The organism is Shewanella sp. A22 (genome assembly GCF_053850585.1).
The window spans coordinates 10,581-31,583 of sequence record NZ_JBSQBN010000016.1; the positions used below are offsets into that span (position 1 = coordinate 10,581).

Annotated in this window: 17 protein-coding genes; 1 reads left to right on the forward strand and 16 read right to left on the reverse strand. The window is 42.9% G+C overall.

Annotated elements, in window-relative coordinates; all coding sequences use genetic code 11:
* Genes murG through mraZ form a run of 10 tightly spaced genes read right to left on the reverse strand, consistent with a single transcriptional unit; the run spans position 1 to position 11,099 of the window.
* Positions 1-1,104, reverse strand: a complete 1,104-nt coding sequence (gene murG / locus ACWXWT_RS04880; protein WP_456040495.1) for an undecaprenyldiphospho-muramoylpentapeptide beta-N-acetylglucosaminyltransferase — start codon at positions 1,102-1,104, stop codon at positions 1-3.
* Positions 1,104-2,318 (reverse strand): cell division protein FtsW, encoded by a 1,215-nt coding sequence (ftsW, locus tag ACWXWT_RS04885; protein ID WP_456040496.1) that lies wholly within the window; start codon positions 2,316-2,318, stop codon positions 1,104-1,106. The genes murG and ftsW overlap by 1 nt, the downstream gene beginning before the upstream one ends.
* Complete coding sequence (gene murD / locus ACWXWT_RS04890; protein WP_456040497.1) at positions 2,308-3,630, reverse strand: UDP-N-acetylmuramoyl-L-alanine--D-glutamate ligase; 1,323 nt, start codon at positions 3,628-3,630, stop codon at positions 2,308-2,310. The genes ftsW and murD overlap by 11 nt, the downstream gene beginning before the upstream one ends.
* Positions 3,631-3,652: 22 nt before the next feature.
* Positions 3,653-4,735 (reverse strand): phospho-N-acetylmuramoyl-pentapeptide-transferase, encoded by a 1,083-nt coding sequence (gene mraY / locus ACWXWT_RS04895; protein ID WP_456040498.1) that lies wholly within the window; start codon positions 4,733-4,735, stop codon positions 3,653-3,655.
* Positions 4,736-6,109: a UDP-N-acetylmuramoyl-tripeptide--D-alanyl-D-alanine ligase gene (locus ACWXWT_RS04900; RefSeq protein ID WP_456040499.1), complete on the reverse strand. Its 1,374-nt coding sequence runs from the start codon at positions 6,107-6,109 to the stop codon at positions 4,736-4,738. It lies immediately after the preceding gene.
* A complete protein-coding gene (gene murE / locus ACWXWT_RS04905; RefSeq protein WP_456040500.1) occupies positions 6,106-7,599 on the reverse strand; it encodes a UDP-N-acetylmuramoyl-L-alanyl-D-glutamate--2,6-diaminopimelate ligase in 1,494 nt (497 codons plus the stop codon). The genes ACWXWT_RS04900 and murE overlap by 4 nt, the downstream gene beginning before the upstream one ends.
* Complete coding sequence (locus ACWXWT_RS04910) at positions 7,583-9,331, reverse strand: peptidoglycan D,D-transpeptidase FtsI family protein (RefSeq protein ID WP_456040501.1); 1,749 nt, start codon at positions 9,329-9,331, stop codon at positions 7,583-7,585. The genes murE and ACWXWT_RS04910 overlap by 17 nt, the downstream gene beginning before the upstream one ends.
* Before the next feature lie 11 nt (positions 9,332-9,342).
* On the reverse strand, positions 9,343-9,657 hold the full coding sequence (gene ftsL / locus ACWXWT_RS04915; RefSeq protein WP_456040502.1) for a cell division protein FtsL: 315 nt from the start codon (positions 9,655-9,657) through the stop codon (positions 9,343-9,345).
* Between the two features lie 16 nt (positions 9,658-9,673).
* Positions 9,674-10,615, reverse strand: coding sequence for a 16S rRNA (cytosine(1402)-N(4))-methyltransferase RsmH (gene rsmH / locus ACWXWT_RS04920; RefSeq protein WP_456040524.1), 942 nt, complete (start codon positions 10,613-10,615; stop codon positions 9,674-9,676).
* Positions 10,616-10,640: 25 nt separating this feature from the next.
* Complete coding sequence (gene mraZ, locus ACWXWT_RS04925) at positions 10,641-11,099, reverse strand: division/cell wall cluster transcriptional repressor MraZ (protein ID WP_456040503.1); 459 nt, start codon at positions 11,097-11,099, stop codon at positions 10,641-10,643.
* Between the two features lie 837 nt (positions 11,100-11,936).
* On the opposite strand from mraZ, the gene ACWXWT_RS04930 reads away from it, so the two are divergent.
* Positions 11,937-12,257: a hypothetical protein gene (locus ACWXWT_RS04930; protein WP_456040504.1), complete on the forward strand. Its 321-nt coding sequence runs from the start codon at positions 11,937-11,939 to the stop codon at positions 12,255-12,257.
* 17 nt (positions 12,258-12,274) lie between these two features.
* Here ACWXWT_RS04930 and glpK read toward each other — a convergent pair whose 3' ends face one another.
* The 6 genes from glpK to leuA form a co-directional block, all read right to left on the reverse strand.
* Positions 12,275-13,762, reverse strand: a complete 1,488-nt coding sequence (gene glpK / locus ACWXWT_RS04935; protein ID WP_456040505.1) for a glycerol kinase GlpK — start codon at positions 13,760-13,762, stop codon at positions 12,275-12,277.
* A 329-nt stretch (positions 13,763-14,091) separates the two neighbouring features.
* Complete coding sequence (locus ACWXWT_RS04940; RefSeq protein WP_456040506.1) at positions 14,092-15,438, reverse strand: outer membrane protein transport protein; 1,347 nt, start codon at positions 15,436-15,438, stop codon at positions 14,092-14,094.
* A 480-nt stretch (positions 15,439-15,918) separates the two neighbouring features.
* Entirely contained in the window at positions 15,919-16,524 is a 606-nt protein-coding gene (leuD, locus tag ACWXWT_RS04945) for a 3-isopropylmalate dehydratase small subunit (protein ID WP_456040507.1), read from the reverse strand.
* A 19-nt stretch (positions 16,525-16,543) separates the two neighbouring features.
* Positions 16,544-17,956 (reverse strand): 3-isopropylmalate dehydratase large subunit, encoded by a 1,413-nt coding sequence (gene leuC, locus ACWXWT_RS04950; protein ID WP_456040508.1) that lies wholly within the window; start codon positions 17,954-17,956, stop codon positions 16,544-16,546.
* Positions 17,956-19,050 carry a 3-isopropylmalate dehydrogenase gene (gene leuB, locus ACWXWT_RS04955; RefSeq protein WP_456040509.1) on the reverse strand — a complete coding sequence of 365 codons (1,095 nt, stop codon included), beginning with the start codon at positions 19,048-19,050 and terminating at the stop codon, positions 17,956-17,958. The genes leuC and leuB overlap by 1 nt, the downstream gene beginning before the upstream one ends.
* Positions 19,047-20,615, reverse strand: coding sequence for a 2-isopropylmalate synthase (gene leuA, locus ACWXWT_RS04960; protein ID WP_456040510.1), 1,569 nt, complete (start codon positions 20,613-20,615; stop codon positions 19,047-19,049). Before leuA ends, leuB begins: the two co-directional genes overlap by 4 nt.
* Positions 20,616-21,003: the final 388 nt, after the last annotated feature.

A 21,003-nucleotide genomic window follows, 5' to 3' on the forward strand; every position in this document is an offset into this window, starting at 1 on the left:
TCAACCCTTTCTCGCAAATGAGGCACAAATATCAGCTACTCGTTGAGTTGCATCTAATACTGCTACACCTCTTGCTTTGTGGCCCATTTGAGCCAGTTCATGTCTATTTTCAGCAAATAATTGCAGTTTTTCCGCGAGATTATCTGCATTTAAAATGGTTTGAGGCAATAAAAAACCTGCGCCAGCATCCACTAAAACGGATGCATTTACGGTTTGATGATCATCAACTGCATAGGGGTACGGTACTAAAATACTCGGCAGTCCCACTGCAGCAAGCTCTGATACAGTAAGCGCTCCAGAGCGACATACAACAACATCTGCCCAACGGTAAGCCGCTTCCATATCATCAATAAATTCAGCAACATTTACACTGTCTGATTGTCCAAGTTGTTGATAACTTGCTTTCACCGTGGCATGGTTATTCTTACCCACTTGGTGCCAAACGGTCAAAGAGTGATGCTTGCATAAATGAGCAACGACAGAAGGCATCACATCATTCAACACTTTTGCGCCTAAACTGCCACCAACAACCAGCACGCGTAATGCATCAGCTTGTGACGCTTTAATTTGAGCACCTAAGTCAATTAATTCTTGTCGAATAGGATTGCCCACAACCTCAACATTAGCCACGCTATCAGCAAAAGTATTAGGAAATGCGCACAATACCTTTTTAGCGATTTTTGATAACAGTTTGTTGGTTAACCCTGGAATCGCATTTTGCTCATGCAATACCAGCGGTACGCCGGACAACCTACCGGCAACACCACCGGGGCCGCTAGCAAATCCACCCATGCCTAAAATCACATCAGGCTGAAAATCGTCAATAACAGCTTTAGCTTGGATAATTGATCGTATAATTTTAAATAGCGCAGCTAATTTACGAATGAGTCCATTACCACGCACGCCTTTAATATCAATAAATTCAATATCAAACCCATGTTGAGGCACTAAGCGCGACTCCATACGATCGGCAGTACCTAACCAACGAACTTGCCAGCCTTTTTCAGTTAAATACTTCGCTACTGCAAGTGCAGGAAAAACATGTCCACCCGTACCACCAGCCATAATCAATATCTTAGGAGAACTGCTAATATTACTATTCATTAATGTGTTCTCCCTTGTACTGCCTGCACCAAACTCACACGACGTTCATGGTCAATCCTAACAAGTAACATCACCGCCGCGGTCATGATCCACAAACTACTGCCACCATAGCTAATAAACGGTAGAGTTAACCCTTTAGTGGGTAACATACCAATACTGGCCCCTACATTAACTACGGTCTGAAAACAAACCCAAATACCCACACCATAAGCTACATAACTTTCAAAAGGACGTTGCATTTTTAAACATAAATTACCTAGTCTAATTGCACGTATCGCAATAAAAAATAATGTACATAACACCAAAATAATCCCGATAAAACCAAGCTCCTCACCGATCACCGCGAAGATAAAATCAGTGTGTGCTTCGGGTAAATACGCTAACTTTTGAATACTGTTACCTAGCCCTTGCCCAAACCAATCACCTCGACCATAAGCCATTAAGGATTGTGTTAATTGGTAGCCGCTGCCAAATGGGTCTTCCCATGGGTCGATAAATGATATCACTCGTCGCATACGATAAGGCTCAAACAGCACCAGCAATACAAACGTTGCCACACCAAGTAATATCAACACCATAAAGTCAGTTATACGCGCACCAGCTAAAAACAGTAAGCTGACGGTACACACAAACAGCACAACAACAGTACCAAGATCTGGCTGTAACAAAATCAGCACAGCAAACAATCCGTAAACCACAATAGGTTTATAAAAACCTTTGCGGTTTTCGCGTAACTCACCATGGCGACGCACTAAATAACCGGCCATATAGACAATAAATACAAATTTCGCCATTTCAGCGACTTGGATCCTAATGGGACCGATAGACAACCAACGCCTTGCCCCGTTAACAGATGTACCGATAAACAAAACCGCTATTAATAATATCAACACAGCTAACATCAACATGCCGCTGTTTTTTTCCCAATAACTAACCTCGAACCGCAATACCACGAATGCTATCAACACGCAGCCAACAAGATAAAGCGCATGGCGGTACATAAAATAAAATGGATCACCTGTTAGCTTTGTCGCTTCGGGCATCGAAGCAGACATTACCATCACAAAGCCAAAACACATCAAGCCAACAATCGCGACTAAAAAACTACGATCATATAACTGCATACCTGGAGCATGATTATCTGATAACAACGAGGGTAAAGACCAATTAAGACCTCGCTTAAACAAGCTTAATTGCTGCTCGTTATTCGCCATCGGCTAACAACTCCACGCACTGTTTAAAATCATCACCGCGGGCCATAAAGTTTTTATACATATCTAAACTGGCACAAGCTGGAGACAACAACACTATGTCACCAGAAGTTGCTAATTCAGCGGCTTTTGTCACTGCTTCGGCCATACTAGCCACTTGCAATGAATCCGCTTTCAATTTCGCTATTTTAGGTCCATCTCGGCCCAGAGTTATCAATTGAGTAATATTGTCTAATGGTCCTGCAAGCGGGCTAAAATCGCCGCCTTTACCATCGCCACCAGCAATTAAATACAAATCACCTAAATGCGAATTGAGTCCTTCAAGTGCAGCAACTGTCGCACCAACATTGGTCGCTTTAGAGTCATTGATATAAGAAACACCTTGTTTAATCGCAATCAACTCACAACGATGACTTAAGCCAACAAAGCTTTTCGCCACTGCAATCATGGCATCTTTAGCTACACCACAAGCGTCAGCTAATGCCATAGCGGCTAATAAATTTGCATGGTTATGGCTACCAATTAACCTGACATCACTTAAATTAATAATCTCACTGTCACCATGAAAAATTTTGCCATCGCTTAATCCCCACTCATCTCCTTCAGGAACGCCTAAACCAAAATTATTTTGATTCATTGGTTCTAAGGGATAAGTCAACCGATCGTCACGGTTATACATAACAAAACGACTTTGTGTATATAAACGTAATTTGGCTTCGCGATAGGAGTTTAAGTCACTATAACGATCCATGTGGTCTTCGCTAACATTGAGACATGTTGCCGCAATACAGTTTAATGAATGAGTGGTTTCGAGTTGAAAGCTCGACAGTTCCAGTACATAAAAATCAATATTATCAGCAAGTAAATCCAAAGCAGGAGTACCAATGTTGCCACCAATCGCTACAGACATGCCGGCTGCACGCAACATGTCGTAAACCAATGTTGTCACAGTAGACTTGCCATTTGACCCCGTAATACCCACCACACAAGGTTTACGCTCGGCAAGTTCACGAGCAAATAGTTCAACATCGCCTATGACCTCAATGCCCATATCAACCGCTGCCCGAACTTCAGGAGTATCGATCGGTACACCCGGACTAATGATAATCTGCTTGGCCTGAACTAAATAACGGCAATCAAAACCGCCCGCAAGTAACTCTATATCAGCAAACTCTTGTGCCAACGCCACCGCACCAGGCGGATTACGACGGCTGTCCATCACTAAAGGCTTAATACCTTTAGCCACTAAAAAACGCACGGCTGAGAGCCCTGTTGCCCCTAAGCCTAAAACGATGTGCGTGTATTGAGTTTGCATAATACTGACCTTTATTGATTGTTTAGCGTAATTTAAGAGTCGCTAGGCCCAGTAACACTAAAAACAACGAGATAATCCAAAAGCGCACAATTACACGCGGTTCTGGCCATCCTTTTAACTCATAATGATGATGGATAGGTGCCATACGGAAAATACGTTGGCCACGCAATTTATACGAGCCCACCTGTAAGATCACCGATACGGTTTCCATTACAAATACGCCCCCCATAATCACCAATAAAATTTCTTGACGAACTAAAATGGCAATGACACCCAACGCAGCGCCTAATGCTAATGACCCCACATCACCCATAAAGACCTGTGCTGGGTATGTGTTAAACCACAAAAAGCCTAAACCAGCACCAACCATCGCCGTACACACAATCACTAACTCACCTGCCAATGGTAAATGAGGGATATGCAAATAACTGGCAAATTGTGCATGACCAGACAAATATGCAATCAATGCAAAAGCTGCCGCAACCATCACCGTTGGCATAATAGCCAAACCATCTAAACCATCGGTTAGGTTTACCGCATTACTCGCACCAACGATGGTGAAATAAGCCAATAAAATAAACATAAACCCAAGTTGTGGCATAACGTCTTTGAAAAATGGCACCACAAGTTGTGTTTCGCCGCCCATGGTTGATGAACTATATAAAAACACCGCAACCATAATCGCAGCAATAGATTGCAGCGCGTATTTCCAGCGAGCAATAAGACCCTTAGTATCTTTTTTGACGACTTTACGGTAATCATCAATAAAACCAATGGCACCAAAACTGGCTAATACAAATAAAGTGACTAATACGTAACGATTAGATAAATCGCCCCACAGCAACACACTGATAAAAATACCTGCGAGGATTAGTATTCCGCCCATGGTAGGCGTACCACGTTTGCTAAAATGCGACTCAGGGCCGTCATCGCGAACCACTTGACCAATTTGCAACATTTGCAAACGTTTGATCAAAATTGGTCCCCACCACAAACTAAATACCAATGCCGTTAACAAACCTAAAATAGCCCGAAACGTTACATATGAAAAAACGTTAAACCCAGAGTAAAATTGGGTTAAATACTCGGCTAGATAAACCAGCATCTACACTAACTCCCCACGCCCATAGGCATTTAATAAACTGTCCACAACCCGCTCCATTGCGGCGCTGCGGGAACCTTTAACTAAAACGGTAACATTACCGTTAATACTGGCTAACTGTTTTTGTAATGCCGCGATTAATGCATTCTGATCATAAAAATGTTCACTACCATAAGCCTGACTGGTATGAGACGAAAGCTGTCCACAACAAAATAAAGCCTCTATCGCTGAATCTTTAACCTGCAATCCAACACGGGTATGCAAAGGGGCAGCATTGTCGCCTAATTCACCCAAATCTCCCAGTACTAAACAACGATATCCATCACGTTGTTGCAACCAATTTATTGCTGCCGTTACCGATGTTGGATTCGCATTATAACTATCATCAATTAACAGAACACGACCAAGAACATATGGTTGCATACGTCCTTTTACTGGTTGGAGTAATACTAAGCCTTGCGCAATAACATTAAGCGGAATAGTTAATGCTATACATATCGATGCAGCGGCAAGCGCATTGCTTACTTGATGCAGACCCGCCAAAGGCAATTGCACCACGCTATGCTGTTCACCAAAGGTTAATGTGAATTGATAACACCCATTGGTATCGGTCACAATATCTGTCGCAGTCACATCTGCAACGGCATTCATTTCACGGGAAAAAAGCAGCTGTTTTCGCCCTTGCGACCGTTGCACCATAAAATCTGCATACTTATCGTCAGCATTAATCACCGCGGTGCCGTCTTTGCCCAAATGATTGAAAATTTCTGATTTAGCTTCGGCCACACCATCGAGTGAACCAAAACCTTCAAGGTGGGCACTGCCGACGTTATTAACTAACGCCACTTGGGGTTGAACTAACGAAGAGGTGTAATCAATCTCACCTCGATGATTTGCCCCTAGTTCAAATACTCCATATTCATCACCTTCACTTAAACGCAGTAAAGTTAATGGCACACCAATTTCATTGTTAAAATTACCGGCAGTAAACAACACCTGATGATGCTGCGATAAAATGGTAGCCAGCATTTCTTTAACGCTAGTTTTGCCATTAGAGCCAGTAAGGGCAACACAAATTGGGTCAATCTGTTGACGTACAAGTGCGCCAATGTTGCCCATGGATTTTTGTGTGTCGACTACAATAATTTGCGCCACATCAAAAGGCAGTAGATGATCAACTAAGAGGGCTTGTGCGCCATTTTTTATTGCGGTTTCAGCAAAATCATGGCCATCAAAACGCTCGCCTTTTAAGGCGATGAATAAACATTGAGGATCAATTTTTCGACTATCAGTGCTAACAGCACTAATCACCTGATCATCACCCGTTAAGGTACCATTGAGATGTAGCGCTAAAGCAGATAAAGATAAACGGATCATAACGCCTCCTTAGACAGCCTAAGGGCTAGAGCTCGTTCATCATAATCTATACGTTGACCAGCTATTTCTTGATAGGTTTCATGGCCTTTACCTGCAAGTAATACAATGTCATCCGCCTTGGCTAATGCTGCAACATGAGTAATAGCTTGAATACGGTCGACCTGGGTAAGCACACCTTGTGGTTGACTAATACCCTGCAAAATATCATTAATAATGGTTTGTGGATCTTCACTGCGAGCATTATCACTAGTGATCATCACTTTATCCGCATATTGCTCAGCAGCTTGTGCCATTAATGGTCGCTTGCCTTTATCACGATCGCCACCACAACCAAATACGCACCAAAGAGTACCTTTACAATGTACTCGCAATGCTCTTAATGCTTGCTCAATGGCATCTGGTGTATGGGCATAATCGACGACTAAAGTGGCTTTATTAAGTGATGAAAATCGTTCCATACGACCTGCAACTGGCACTAAATTAGGCACAACCGTTAATATTGAAGCCATTGCAGTGCCTTGCAAATACAAAGCTGCAATAACGGCAACCAGATTGGATAAATTAAATGCCCCTAATAATGGTGACTCAATTTGTGCTGATAACTGTCCATGTCCATTTAAAGATGGATAGTGTAATTTCGCAGTCACACCTGCGTCATGATACTCAATAGCATCACAATAAAAATCGGCTAAAGTATTACCTTCAATACTGAAAGATTTATTTTTTCCATCTGCCAATTCGGTCAACCATTTGGATCCGATAGCATCATCAATATTAATAACACCATGTTTTAGGCTAGGAAATTTAAATAAACGTTTTTTGGCGGCAGCGTAAGAATCCATATCGCCATGGTAATCAAGATGATCGCGGCTTAAATTGGTAAAGACCGCAATCTCAAATGGGGCTGCCTCAACACGCCCTTGTACTAAGCCATGGCTTGAGACTTCCATGGCACACAACTCTGCGCCTTGGGCAGAAAACTCGCCAAGTTGACGCATCACAGTCACAGCATCAGCCGTGGTGTTACCACTATCAACAAGTTGTCCCCATAAACCATTACCTAATGTCCCCATCACAGCGGCTTTATGCCCGAGTAAATGTACAATTTGAGCAATAATTTGGCTTACTGAGGTTTTGCCGTTGGTACCAGTTATTCCAATCAAAGATAAGGATTTGTTGTTTGATAAATAAAACTGCGCCGCAACTGCGGATAATTGGCGGCCTAATTGGAAAAAATAGACTAACGGGATAGCATATTGAATTCGATCGACTATACCGTGCTCATCAGGATTATCGGTATGCACCAGTAGTGCCGTCGCCCCCGCGTTAATCGCTTGAGGAATAAATGTTCGGCCATCCACTTTATGTCCAGGCAACGCCACAAATAAACCGCCAGATCCAACTTCACGGCTGTCTAGTGTCAGTCCGCTAATTGATTCGCGACCTGAATAATGAAACCACGGCGCTAATAGGTCATTTAATAACATCATTTTGCGCTCCCTGCGCAGCGACCAAATGAACGGCCTCCCGCTCTGAAATCGGTTCAACATTAAGCATTTGCAAAGCACCTGACATTATTTTAGCAAAAGCAGGGCCAGCGACATCGCCACCATAATATTTGTCACCTTTTGGCTCGTTAATGACAACAGAAATAGCCAAACGCGGATTATGAACAGGGGCAACACCAGCAAACAAGGCAACATAGTCATCACCATATCCCCCAGCAATTGCTTTACGGCTAGTGCCCGTTTTACCCGCAACGGGGTAACCATCAATATGTGCTTTGGTCGCCGTGCCTCCCGATTCTGTCACACCCACTAACATTTTCATCACGTCATGAGCAACTTGAGTTGAAATGACTTGTTCACCTTTAGGGGCTTGTCTTAGCTTCAAAATTGATACTGGATACAAAACGCCTCCGCTGCCAAGCGTGGCATACATGCGGGCAATTTGTAGCGGCGTCGCCGTAAAACCATAACCGAACGATAATGTGGCGCGCTCAAAATCAGACCAACGATTACGATCATGAATTAACCCAGCACTTTCACCCGTTAAATTAATGCCCGAATAATTACCTAACCCCATCGACTGATACGTGCCCAACAATTGCTGTACTGGAATAGACAACGCCAACTTACTGATACCAACGTTACTCGATTTAACTAAAATTTTAGCCAGTGACATGTCACCATAATTATGGGAATCGCGAACTTGACGACCGCCGATCCGCATCCACCCAGGAGATGTTGCTATCAATTCATTGGCTTTAACTGTGCCAGCTTCTAGCGCTGCAGCAACAACAAAGGGTTTAATGGTTGAACCAGGTTCAAATGTGTCCGTTAATGCGCGATTGCGCATTCTATGTGGTTGAAGGTTATCTCGGGCATTGGGGTTATATGAAGGAGTATTAGCCATCGCTAGCACTTCACCAGTAAGGACATCAATAACCACCACAGAGCCTGAAGTAGCCTGATAGACTTCGGTGGCACGCTTCAGTTCGCGATAAGCAAGCTGCTGAATACGTTGGTCAATGCTTAGCACGATATCGTTCGAACTTTCGCCTTCTTGAACTATATCTAAGCGTTCAACGACACTACCATCACGGGACTTACGTACTTTTTGTTTAGAGGGAGTTCCTGTTAACCAAGTATTATAAGTGTTCTCAATACCTTCAATTCCCACATCATCAATATTAGTAATACCAATTAATTGTGCTGCAATTTCACCTGAGGGGTAATAACGGCGAGATTCTGATTTAAGGTAAATCCCCCCAATTTTCAGCTGCTCAATATAATCTGCTACAGCTGATGTCACTTGGCGTTTAAGGTATACAAAGCGTTTTTTAGGATTGTTCTTAACTTTATTGACAAGTTCATTAACAGGTTCTTGCAATACATCTGCTAATGCTTGCCAACGGCGCATATCTTTAAATGCGTCTTGATCATGGGCATGTTTAGGATCGGCCCACACAGCACGAACAGGAACACTCACCGCTAACATATCGCCATTACGATCGGTTATTAACCCTCGTTGCACTTGATTGCTGGTTGTGCGCAAAGTGCGCATATCACTTTCATGCCGCAGTTTATCCGGCTCAATAATTTGAATATAAGCCGCTCGTGCAATTAGACTGCAAAATAACAACAACACGAAGCCCACCACAACGTATAAACGCCATGGAATAAGTTCGTGAGTTAATTTTTGCTTTGCTTGTCTAGCCATTATCCCTATGCTCATCGGGCTCGAATGATAACTTCCTCTTTTGGAAGCGGCCGAGCCATATTTAATTCTTTGGTTGCCATCCGCGTAACACGGCTGTGTTCAGATTGCGATTGTTCTTCTAGTAATAAATTTCGCCATTCAATATCTAAGCGATCTTGCTCTTGTAATAGTTGATCCCATTGGGTAATCAACTGACGTGTAACGTGACTGGTATAAACGACAGACACACCGCTTAACACAATTAGTACACTTAACAGCAGCACCCATTTGTGATGCCAAATATCATGTAGCACAATCCGAGGTAAATTTAATGATGATTGACTCACATTAGCCTCAGTATTTTTAATAATTTAGACGCTCGGCAACTCGTAACACCGAGCTACGTGCACGTGGATTTTGCTCTAATTCTGCATCAGAAGGTTTCATTGCTTTACCGACTGCTTTTAACTTACGTGATTTATTAATTTCGGCTTCGGTGATAGGCAGTCCGTGTGGCACGCTTTCACCTTGGCTGTGACGACGAATAAAACGCTTTACCATGCGATCTTCTAGCGAGTGAAAACTGATCACAGATAAACGTCCTTGAGGTGCTAACACCGTTAAAGCCCCCTCAAGAGCTTGATCAATTTGCTCTAGTTCACTATTGATATAAATACGAATAGCTTGGAACACTCGTGTTGCTGGGTGCTTATTACGCTCTTTATTTTTAGTAATCCGCGCAATTAAATCTGCTAAATCTTTAGTGCGTAAAAATGGCGTTTTTTCACGATCTGCGGCAATACAACGAGCAATATGGCGCGAGTTTTTTTCTTCACCGTAAGTTTTAAATACCCAAGCCATATCTTCAATCTCAGCACGGGCAATCCATTGTGCTGCAGTTTGTCCTTGGCTATTGTCCATACGCATATCAAGCGGCCCATCGCGTAAGAAACTAAAACCACGTTCAGCATCATCTAACTGTGGAGACGACACGCCAAGGTCAAGTAACACGCCATTAATTTGTCCAGTTAATCCAAGATCTTCGACATACTCAGCTAATTGGCCAAAGCCCCCATGTACGATTTGAAATCGAGGATCATCAGCAAACTGCTTTGCTGCTTCAATAGCTTGTGGATCACGATCGATTGCAATTAAACGACCCTTTTCACCCAAATGGCTTAAAACATGACGTGAATGTCCACCACGGCCAAACGTGCCATCAATGTAGATGCCATCAGTTTGGATATTGAGTCCGTCAACGGTCTCACTCAGTAATACAGATAAATGGGCAAACTCTTGGCTCATTGGGTTCATCTAACCTTTTTGGTCACTACAGTGAAAAGTTGGCCAAGCGATCATTGCTGGCTAAATCTTGGCTTTGAATGAGCACATTGCCATCATCCATTTGCTGTTGCCAAGCTGACTCTTCCCATAATTCAAATTTATTCAGTAAGCCCACCAGCATGGTTTTCTTTTCTAAACTGGCGAAACTGCGTAAAGCCGGCGGAATCACAATACGTCCGTGGCTATCTAGTTCACAATCTTGTGCGTGACCTAGTAATTTTCGTTTAAAGGAGCGTTCAAGCGGATCGGTATCAGAAAGCAATCTCAGCTTTGCCTCAACTTGCTCCCATTCATGTAATGGATAAATCAGCAAACAGGCGGCTTCAATGTCAACGGTCATAATTACGGTGCCGCCATGATCGACACGTAATGCTTCACGGTATCGCGCTGGAATAGCGATCCGTCCTTTAGCATCCATGTTGATTGCACTAGCGCCACGAAACACGTTATTACACCTCTTTTTTTAGCATTTGATCCACAATGATCCACTTTCTCCCACCAATGCTAAGTTTAGGGACTCTATGCAAGTCTTGTCAAGGGATGGATAGATATATTAAATCCAGACCCCAAGCGGGTTAGCAGCATATTAATATTAAGCAGGATTAATGATAGGGTCGCCTGTAAAAAACAGCCGAAAATCAGGGTAAATGAGTAAAACCAGAGACATAACGATCACTTTATCGACTATGACTGACACGCAAGCGTTTAAATTAATCTTATTTAATCGTTAAAACACTTCATCCTTGACTTGCCACTTTGATCAATCACCCAAGCTTGTCTTCATTAAAAACCTAAAAATGGTTAACTAAGTCAACTTTACACCGTTAAAAAGCCGCGCCATATTATGCTCATTGCCGTTATCCGGCCTAGGCTCGATGTTAATCGTCATCATATTAAAGCTTTAATGTATTCAAGATTACCTCTAACGCCATCATCATGAGGGTGTTGTATTTTATCAATGCATCTTGCAATCACAGTTAATTATTCTTAATCCCTTGAGTAAACAATTATTAACAGCTTTCAATAATGGCAGTGAATTACACAACACAAAAATAAACACTGTATTTATAAAGGTGTAGAGGAGCCACATTACTGTGCTCATGGGTGTTAATGGTCACTCATATACTAATTCCAGAAAATAATATGGTTCATATTAATCAAGAGTATCCAGTGTCAACAAAGCCATTCCCATTTAAAAAAGATTAAATTTTAATCAAACTGTGTCGATAAACAGTTATGATGATCAGCATTAACAATGGTTTCACCACGACAGGAGCACAACATGAGTATTGACAGCATATATGCCATGCTAGCTAGGCCTGTAAAAGCGGTGAGTGAGCGAAAGAGGATTGTTGAGCAAGTTAAGAATGTTAGCGCTATTAGCGCTGATAGCCATGAAGCACCTCAGTCACAATTGCCACCGAGTCATCTTCATAAAACACCCATTTTACGTCAAGAAACTCCGCGCCAAGAAAGACGCGCAAAACCGCGCACCATAGATGAAAAGAAAAATTTTGGTAGCCGAATTAAACGAATGAAAACAGACAAGCGATTCTCAACCCGTGGAGAAACCGCCAGCCACCTTATAGACATTGAAGTGTAGAAAACAGTTAAACAAGATTACACATTGGGACTGACTTGCGACACAGCCTGCTTCCATCCCTGATACAACTTAACACGAGTCTCAATGTCCATTGTCGATGTAAATTCCCGCTCAGTTGATAACATTGCTTGCAATTCATCAGTCGATTTCCACACCCCAACAGCCAAACCCGCTAAAAAAGCAGCCCCCATTGCAGTCGTTTCAGTGACTAAAGGACGGATGACTTTGGCGTCTGTAATATCAGCTTGGAATTGCATTAAAAAATCATTAGCAACCGCACCGCCATCTACACGGATTTCGGTTAATGGCACATTAGAATCTTTGCTCATGGCATCAAGCACGTCACGTGACTGATAAGCAATGGCCTCTAACGCTGCACGAATAATATGATTGCGATTAGCGCCACGAGTTAATCCTATAATGGCACCACGAGCATCGGCATCCCAATATGGTGCACCTAAGCCCACAAATGCTGGCACCAAGTAAACCCCATTTGTGTCATCCACTTTGTCGGCAAAATATTGAGTGTCACAAGCATCTGCAATAAGGCCTAACTCATCGCGCAACCACTGAATCACTGCGCCCCCCATAAATACCGAGCCTTCTAAGGCATAATTCACCTTTGTATCAGCACCAATAGCAATGGTCGTTAACAAACCATGGGTTGACTCTACAGCTTTATCGCCCGTATTCATCAACAAAAAGCATCCAGTACCATAGGTATTTTTAGCCATCCCAGGCTCAATGCACAATTGGCCAAATAACGCCGATTGTTGATCGCCTGCCATCCCAGCAACGGGCACATGATTACCTGCAAGTTCCGTATAACCGTATATTGCGCAAGAGGGTTTTACTTCAGGTAACATTGCCCTAGGTATATTAAACAGATCGAGCAGCTCTTGATCCCATTGTAGATCATGAATATTAAATAACATGGTCCGAGAAGCATTAGTCGGTTCGGTCACATGCACTTCACCTTGAGTCAACTTCCACACTAGCCAGGTATCAACAGTACCAAACAATAGATCACCTGCTTCAGCAAGTTCTCGAGCGCCTTCAACATGATCTAAAATCCACTCAATTTTTGATGCTGAAAAATACGGATCAAGTACTAGCCCGGTTTTTTGACGAACCATATCTTCCACACCTTGGGCTTTATGGCGCTGGCAAATCACTTGACTGCGACGACATTGCCAAACAATGGCGTTATAAATAGGTTTACCTGTATGCTTATTCCAGACAATCGTCGTTTCGCGCTGATTCGTAATGCCAATCGCGGCAACATCATGACGACTAATCCCCGCACGAGTCAGTACCTCAACAAGTACTGAACTTTGTGAAGACCATATCTCCATAGGGTCATGCTCTACCCAACCTGCCTGCGGATAATGTTGAGTAAATTCACGATGCGCAACGGCAACAATATTCGCTTGGTGATCAAACACAATGGCACGAGAACTTGTGGTGCCTTGATCTAATGCGACAATGTATTTTTTAGCAACCATTTGATTTCCTATACCATTTCTATATGATTATTTTTATATGATTTATCTGTTTAATAAAGAATCTCACATCGTACATCGACAGCTAGAAGTAATGCAAGCAAGTATCTACTGCAAATCTCCCCCCTCCAACATAATGAATAATACTTATCACGTTAATCATCTGATCATGTGGCTAAACCTCAAATGTAGAGACAACACAGATGCTCATTAAGCCACAATCAATAACTGTGCATAGAATAAAGTATTTCTTTAATGTCCATATGAATAGATATCACACAAAAAAGCCCCGTAAATACGAGGCCCTTTATGAGTTAAATCAAATAAAGCAATTACATTTTATAGTTTAACTGCACACCCGTTAACCACACATGACCAGTGGCTTCGCCAGCAAATTCTATAGATGCTAAGTTTACTAAATCTTGTGTTTCAGTAATTGGCGCATCACCATGAGTACGAATATAAGTCACTCCAACATCAATATTCAAATTTTTGGAGACTTGATAACCAGTACCAACACTAAACCATAAACGGTCAGAGTCAGGGATAGTTGTGGTACGATGTTTATCGTCAACGGCGGTTTTATCTAATGCCATACCCGCACGTAATGTCCACTGATCATTTAGTGTATATGTTGTACCAAGTGCATAACGCCAATTATCTTCAAAGTTCTCTTCTTTAACAACATTGGACTCTACATCACCAACAGGTTTAACGTCACCAGGAAAATAAGCAACTAACTGTTCAAACACATTCCATTCAGTCCAATTTACACTAGCATGCATCGCCCAGTTTTCGGTTAATTGATGGTAAGAAGCTAGCTCTGCAAATGCAGGTAATTCAATTGGCAAGTAGCCTTCTATTTCGATATCTTGGCCACCGTTATATATAACGCCAGCAACATGACCATCCAACTTAAGGTCTACACTGCTGTGATAAGCTAAACCAATACGGTTTGCTGAGTTAATTTGCCAGCTAGCGCCCGCTTTCCAACCGTACCCAACATCATCACCTTCCATTGATTTAAGGTCTGTCCCACCTGAGGGTAAACCAGTACTAATACTGGTAGGTAAATTAGCTTTAAGCGCATCAATCCAACCCGGCGCAGTCGCCCCCACTTCACCCTCACCGTAGACAATACGCAAGCCAGCACCTACCGAGAATGAGTCATCAAAACGATAAGCAAGACTTGGGTTAAATTCGACTGTGGTAATTGAGGTTTTACTGCCAAAAATAGCTGCGGCATCCGCCACTGGAATATCGGTAGCCAAACCATAATTTGAATTAACCGCAAGGCCCCAAGTCCACTGTTCATTCAGTTGGTTTGAATAATAAAAGTTGGGAACAAGTGCATTATCCGCAACATCGTATGCATCGGCATTTATCATTAAAGGGTCTGCGCCAAACAGCGACGACGAAATACCGATATCACCAACCACATCAACATTGGGCATAACATAAATACCACCAGCAGACACTTGGCGGCCTTCAAGGTATGACAACATCGCCGGATTACGCGCTTGAGTTGACGCATTGTCAGCGATGGCTGCTTCACCAGCAAATGCACGGCCTAAACCTGTTGCAGAATATTCTGCTAGTTGAAAACCAGCTGCGTATACTTGAGTCGTTGTCCCGAATACAATGGCGCTAATAGCCAGTGTTAACACTGTTTTTTTCATTATGATTCTCTGTGTTGTAGATTCAAACTGCATAAATCGGCCTACATAGAGTAAAAGCTCGATTTAAATGAAGCGGCCAGTTTACTGATCCGAAGAAGCTTTGCAACAACATAAAGACACACAAAAACAAGTACATCATTGGATTTAAAGTGTGATCGGGAACAAACTTTAGAATTTATCATGCGAACGATAAAGCGAAAAACGGTATAGCTGTAAACTTAATAATGAGTCAAATGATAAATAGAATATTTTTACTATTAATAACAACAATATAAATTCATTACACCGATACACGAGTAAGCTTAACGGGGTAACACATACATGTAACATTTAACTCGATTAATTCGAGAGATAAAAATAGCTGCGTAAAAATTATTACCATATAAAATAAAAAAACCTCTTCATGAGAACATAAAGAGGTTTAATACAACGCTATAATTTAGTGCTTGTCACACACGAAAGCGCTTTAATTACGCTATGTTAAGCAAACCAAGCTGGTATTTTTTCTTCATAATCACTGATCTGTTGCTCAAATGACAAGGTCAAACCGATAGCATCAAGACCATTTAGTAATTTATGTCTCGCAGACTCCACAATGGTGAAATCGAACACGCTTCCAGAAGGCGAGATTACCGTTAGCGCTTGTAAATCTACTGTAATCTGGGCACCTTCTTTGGCCGCAACTTCATCGATCAATTGCTGCACTTGAGCAGCTGTCAGCTTGACGGGTAACAAGCCATTATTAATCGAGTTGCCGTAAAAAATATCGGCGAACGTCGGCGCAATAACCACTCGAAAGCCAAAATCAGCTAATGCCCATGGAGCATGCTCTCGCGACGACCCACAGCCAAAGTTTTCTTGTGCGAGTAAAATAGATGCGCCTTTATAACGCGGCTGATTAAGTGCAAAATCAGGATTAGGCTCATCGCCTGCATCATCCAAGTAACGCCAATCATGGAATAAGTGCACTCCAAAACCGTCACGGGTGACTTTAGACAAAAATTGCTTTGGAATAATCTGATCGGTATCGATATTAGCACTATCAATGGCTACCGCTAAACCAGTATGGGCAGTAAATGCTTGCATGTATATCTCCTATCTCGGTTTAGTATGGTTTGCGAATATCAACAAAATGACCAGCCACTGCGGCAGCTGCTGCCATAGCAGGGCTAACCAAATGGGTCCGACTGCCACGACCTTGACGGCCTTCAAAATTACGGTTACTGGTTGATGCACAACGATCGCCCGCTTCTAATCGATCATCATTCATGGCAAGGCACATCGAGCAGCCTGGTAAGCGCCATTCAAAACCCGCTTCGATAAAAATTTTGTCTAACCCTTCCGCTTCCGCTTGTAACTTCACTTGGCCAGAACCAGGCACCACAATAGCGACGACACCATCAGCAACTTTACGATTTTTAGCATGTACCGCAGCAGATCGTAAATCTTCAATACGCGAGTTAGTACAAGAACCAATAAACACTTTATTAATACTAATGTCAGTCATCTTAGTGCCCGCCGAAAGGCCGATATACTCTAATGCTTTAATCATACTAGTGCGATTAGTGCTGTTGGTTTCGGCTTCTGGGTTAGGTACAACACCATCAATCGCAACCACTTGGCCAGGGTTAGTCCCCCAAGTTAACTGCGGCGCGATATCATTAGCATCTAATACCACTTCGGCATCAAAAATGGCGTCAGTATCAGTTTTAAGCTCAGACCATGCGGCAACCGCTTGCTCCCACACGTCATCTTTCGGGGCAAACTCACGACCTTTTAAATAATTAAAGGTGGTTTGGTCAGGCGCAACCATGCCGGCTTTAGCGCCCATTTCAATGGCCATGTTGCATAACGTCATTCTGCCTTCCATGGTTAGTGCCTCAATGGCTTCACCACAAAACTCAACCACGTAACCTGTGCCACCATCCATACCAAGCTTACCGATAATCGCCAGCACAATATCTTTAGCCGTAACGCCATCGGTGACTTTACCACGCACTTCCACTTTCATGGTTTTAGCTTTTAATTGGCGTAGGGTTTGCGTAGCCAATACGTGCTCAACTTCGGATGTACCAATACCAAATGCTAACGCACCAAATGCACCATGAGTTGCCGTATGCGAATCTCCACACACAATAACAGTCCCTGGTAAGGTAATGCCTAATTCTGGCCCCATCACATGGACAATACCTTGATTAGGATGATGAATGTCGTACAGGAGCACGCCAAATTCTTTACAGTTTTGCGCTAGGGTTTCTACTTGCGTTCGCGCCATTGGGCTTAACGCATCTAAACTCGCGCTACGTGTAGAGGTATTGTGATCCATCGTGGCAAAGGTTTTCTGTGGCGCACGTAGTTTACGTCCAGCCACTTTTAAACCACTAAAGGCTTGTGGTGATGTCACCTCATGCACCAAATGACGATCAACATACACAACTGGCGCTTCGCCTTCTGGGCTGGCAACAATGTGTGAGTCCCACACTTTTTCGTATAAGGTTTTACCTGTCACTTTAGCCATTACACACCTTCCTTTACTGCTTGAGCGATAAAATCACCCATTTGTGCTGTCGATTTAGCCTCACTGCGTTTGTTTGCAGCAAGTAACTCACCGGTTAGGTAACCACTTGCCAATGCTTTTGTTACAGCACGTTCAATAGCACTTGCCGCCTCTTCTTGCTTTAGACTGTGGCGTAGCATTAATGCAGCAGACAAAATCTGCGCTACCGGGTTAGCAATACCTTGGCCAGCAATATCTGGCGCACTGCCACCTGCGGGTTCAAATAAACCAAAACCGGTGCTGTTCATACTTGCCGACGATAATAGCCCCATAGAGCCTGTTAACATGGCAATCTCATCCGACAAAATATCACCAAATAAGTTTGAACATAGCATTACGTCAAACTCATCAGGACGACGTAATAGCTGCATAGTCGCGTTATCAATATAGATGTGTTCTAAAGTGACATCAGGAAAGTCTTTTGCGACCTCTTCCACCACTTGGCGCCATAATACTGAACAGGCCAATACGTTAGCCTTATCTACTGAAGTGACCTTATTTTTACGCCCACGCGCCGCTTCAAAAGCGATACGCGCGATACGGCTAATTTCGCGGCGACTATAACGCATGGTATCAAAGGCTTCTTCATCGTTGCCTTCACCTTGGCGCCCTTTCGGCTTGCCAAAGTAAATACCACCGGTTAATTCACGCACACACAATACGTCAAAACCACGGGCTGATATATCACTACGAAGCGGTGACATATGTTCTAAGCCGTCATGTAATTTTGCTGGGCGTAAATTACAAAATAGCTCAAAGTGACCGCGCAACGGCAATAATGCGCCGCGTTCAGGTTGATCATTGGGTGGTAAATGCTCCCACTTAGGGCCACCCACACTACCAAATAAAATCGCATCAGCTGCTTCGCAGCCTTTTAAGGTCACGTCAGGTAAAGGACAGCCATGGTTATCAATGGCAATACCGCCGACATCAAATTCGGTGTATTGAATATCCAGTCCAAAACGTATTTCAACAGCATTAAGCACTTTACGCGCTTCAGCCATCACTTCAGGACCAATACCATCACCCGACAAAACTGCTATTTGATAACTCATACGCCACCTAACTCCCTTTCTTTATAGATCTGTTGTTTAAAATCAGCCACTTTATCTGCGCGGTACACTAAGTTCATCACATGCACTAACGCTTGAGCTGATGCTTCAACGACGTCTGTTGCTAAACCAACACCGTGGAACATTTGTTCATGATATTTTGCAGTAATATCAACTTGTCCAAGCGCATTTTGACCTTCGCCTTTCGCGCTTAACTTATAATTAGTAATATTAATTTTACGGTTCGTCGCACGAGCGATGGCATTATATGCCGCATCCACTGGACCATTACCTGTTGCCGCCTCAGTAATATCTTTGCCATCAACAGCAATACGTACCGTTGCGGTTGCCACACCTTCAGTTGAATCAGAATGCACCATCATGTGCTGAAGCTGGTACTTATCGTCATCTTGCGCCTGCGACTCCATAAACACCAATGCTTCTAAGTCATAATCAAACACTTGGCCTTTTTTATCGGCCAGAGTCAAAAACTGCTCGTAAAGGCTGTCCATGTCATAATCGCTTGACTGGTAACCCATTTCTTCCATGCGATGCTTAATCACATGGCGACCAGAGCGGGACGTCATGTTCAAGTTATTACGATTTAAGCCAATGCTTTCTGGCGTCATAATCTCGTAAGTATTTTTGGCTTTTAGCATGCCGTCTTGATGAATGCCCGATGAGTGAGAGAATGCATTGGTCCCCACAATCGCCTTATTGGCTTGGATCGGCATGTTACATAACTGGCTAACTAACGATGACGTACGGTGAATTTCTTTAGCGTTAATACCACAGTCTAAATCCAACAAACCTTTACGAGTAGCAAGGATCATCGCGATTTCTTCTAACGAACAGTTACCTGCACGTTCGCCAATACCATTAATGGTACATTCAATTTGACGCGCCCCCATTTCAACGGCGGCGATAGAGTTAGCAACCGACAAACCTAGATCGTCATGACAATGAACCGAGATCACTGCTTGATCAATATTGGGCACTCGGTTAAATAAGGTTTGAATAATGCCACCAAACTCACTTGGCACTGTATAACCCACAGTGTCAGGAATATTAATGGTTCGAGCACCCGCTTTAATTGCCTCTTCTACCATACGACATAAATTATCGATTGGGGTACGGCCAGCATCTTCACACGAAAATTCGACATCATCAGTAAAACGTCTGGCGTATTTAACCGCATTAACGGCCATTTCTAACACATCGTCGAAAGAACGCTTTAATTTACTTTCTACATGAATGGTCGAGGTAGAAATAAAGGTATGAATTCGAAACTGATCAGCTACAGACAAAGCTTGGGCTGCAGCATCAATATCTTTTTCAAGTGCACGAGATAACGCACACACTCGACTATTTTTAATGGTTTTTGCAATCGTCTGCACTGACTGAAAATCCCCTGGAGATGAAACAGGAAAACCGACTTCCATAACATCTACACCCAAACGTTCAAGAGCTAAGGCAATTTGTAGCTTTTCTTTAACGGTTAAACTGGCTGCAAGCGCTTGTTCACCATCACGTAAGGTAGTATCAAAAATTATGACTCTATTGGACATCGAATTTCTCCATCGACCATTATGTTTATTTAAACGAGCTGCAGACTCACAACTGATTCATTTTAAAAGGGCTAAAAAAAACCCCGCGGCTGTTAGCGCGGGGTTTGTGTATGCTTAATGAATTATTTTGCATGTAACACAAAGGACTCCGCGCAGGATATGCGAGAGAGGAGAAGGAGTCCGAGTAATAGTGTCTGTGTATTCATAACAATAATATTCACTTAATGTAACTAACTATGCTAAATGTACGACGTGTAAATATGTCAGTGCTTAATAAATAACGCGACCAGCCCTCTGTGTCAACCCTAATTTGGTCAAGGTGAAAAAGTTGATGGCGTACTAGTGCTTCATTACAGCAAAACTAGCATTTAATTAGCTTGTGCTAAAC

Coding starts and splice junctions, on each gene's coding strand:
- leuC (WP_456040508.1), bottom strand. CDS start 17,956: ATGGCTAAAGTGACAGGTAAAACCTTATACGAAAAAGTGTGGGACTCA.
- leuA (WP_456040510.1), bottom strand. CDS start 20,615: ATGTCCAATAGAGTCATAATTTTTGATACTACCTTACGTGATGGTGAA.
- leuB (WP_456040509.1), bottom strand. CDS start 19,050: ATGAGTTATCAAATAGCAGTTTTGTCGGGTGATGGTATTGGTCCTGAA.
- ftsW (WP_456040496.1), bottom strand. CDS start 2,318: ATGGCGAATAACGAGCAGCAATTAAGCTTGTTTAAGCGAGGTCTTAAT.
- leuD (WP_456040507.1), bottom strand. CDS start 16,524: ATGCAAGCATTTACTGCCCATACTGGTTTAGCGGTAGCCATTGATAGT.
- murE (WP_456040500.1), bottom strand. CDS start 7,599: ATGATGTTATTAAATGACCTATTAGCGCCGTGGTTTCATTATTCAGGT.
- mraY (WP_456040498.1), bottom strand. CDS start 4,735: ATGCTGGTTTATCTAGCCGAGTATTTAACCCAATTTTACTCTGGGTTT.
- murD (WP_456040497.1), bottom strand. CDS start 3,630: ATGCAAACTCAATACACGCACATCGTTTTAGGCTTAGGGGCAACAGGG.
- glpK (WP_456040505.1), bottom strand. CDS start 13,762: ATGGTTGCTAAAAAATACATTGTCGCATTAGATCAAGGCACCACAAGT.
- ACWXWT_RS04900 (WP_456040499.1), bottom strand. CDS start 6,109: ATGATCCGTTTATCTTTATCTGCTTTAGCGCTACATCTCAATGGTACC.
- ACWXWT_RS04910 (WP_456040501.1), bottom strand. CDS start 9,331: ATGGCTAGACAAGCAAAGCAAAAATTAACTCACGAACTTATTCCATGG.
- rsmH (WP_456040524.1), bottom strand. CDS start 10,615: ATGAGCCAAGAGTTTGCCCATTTATCTGTATTACTGAGTGAGACCGTT.
- murG (WP_456040495.1), bottom strand. CDS start 1,104: ATGAATAGTAATATTAGCAGTTCTCCTAAGATATTGATTATGGCTGGT.
- ACWXWT_RS04930 (WP_456040504.1), top strand. CDS start 11,937: ATGAGTATTGACAGCATATATGCCATGCTAGCTAGGCCTGTAAAAGCG.
- ACWXWT_RS04940 (WP_456040506.1), bottom strand. CDS start 15,438: ATGAAAAAAACAGTGTTAACACTGGCTATTAGCGCCATTGTATTCGGG.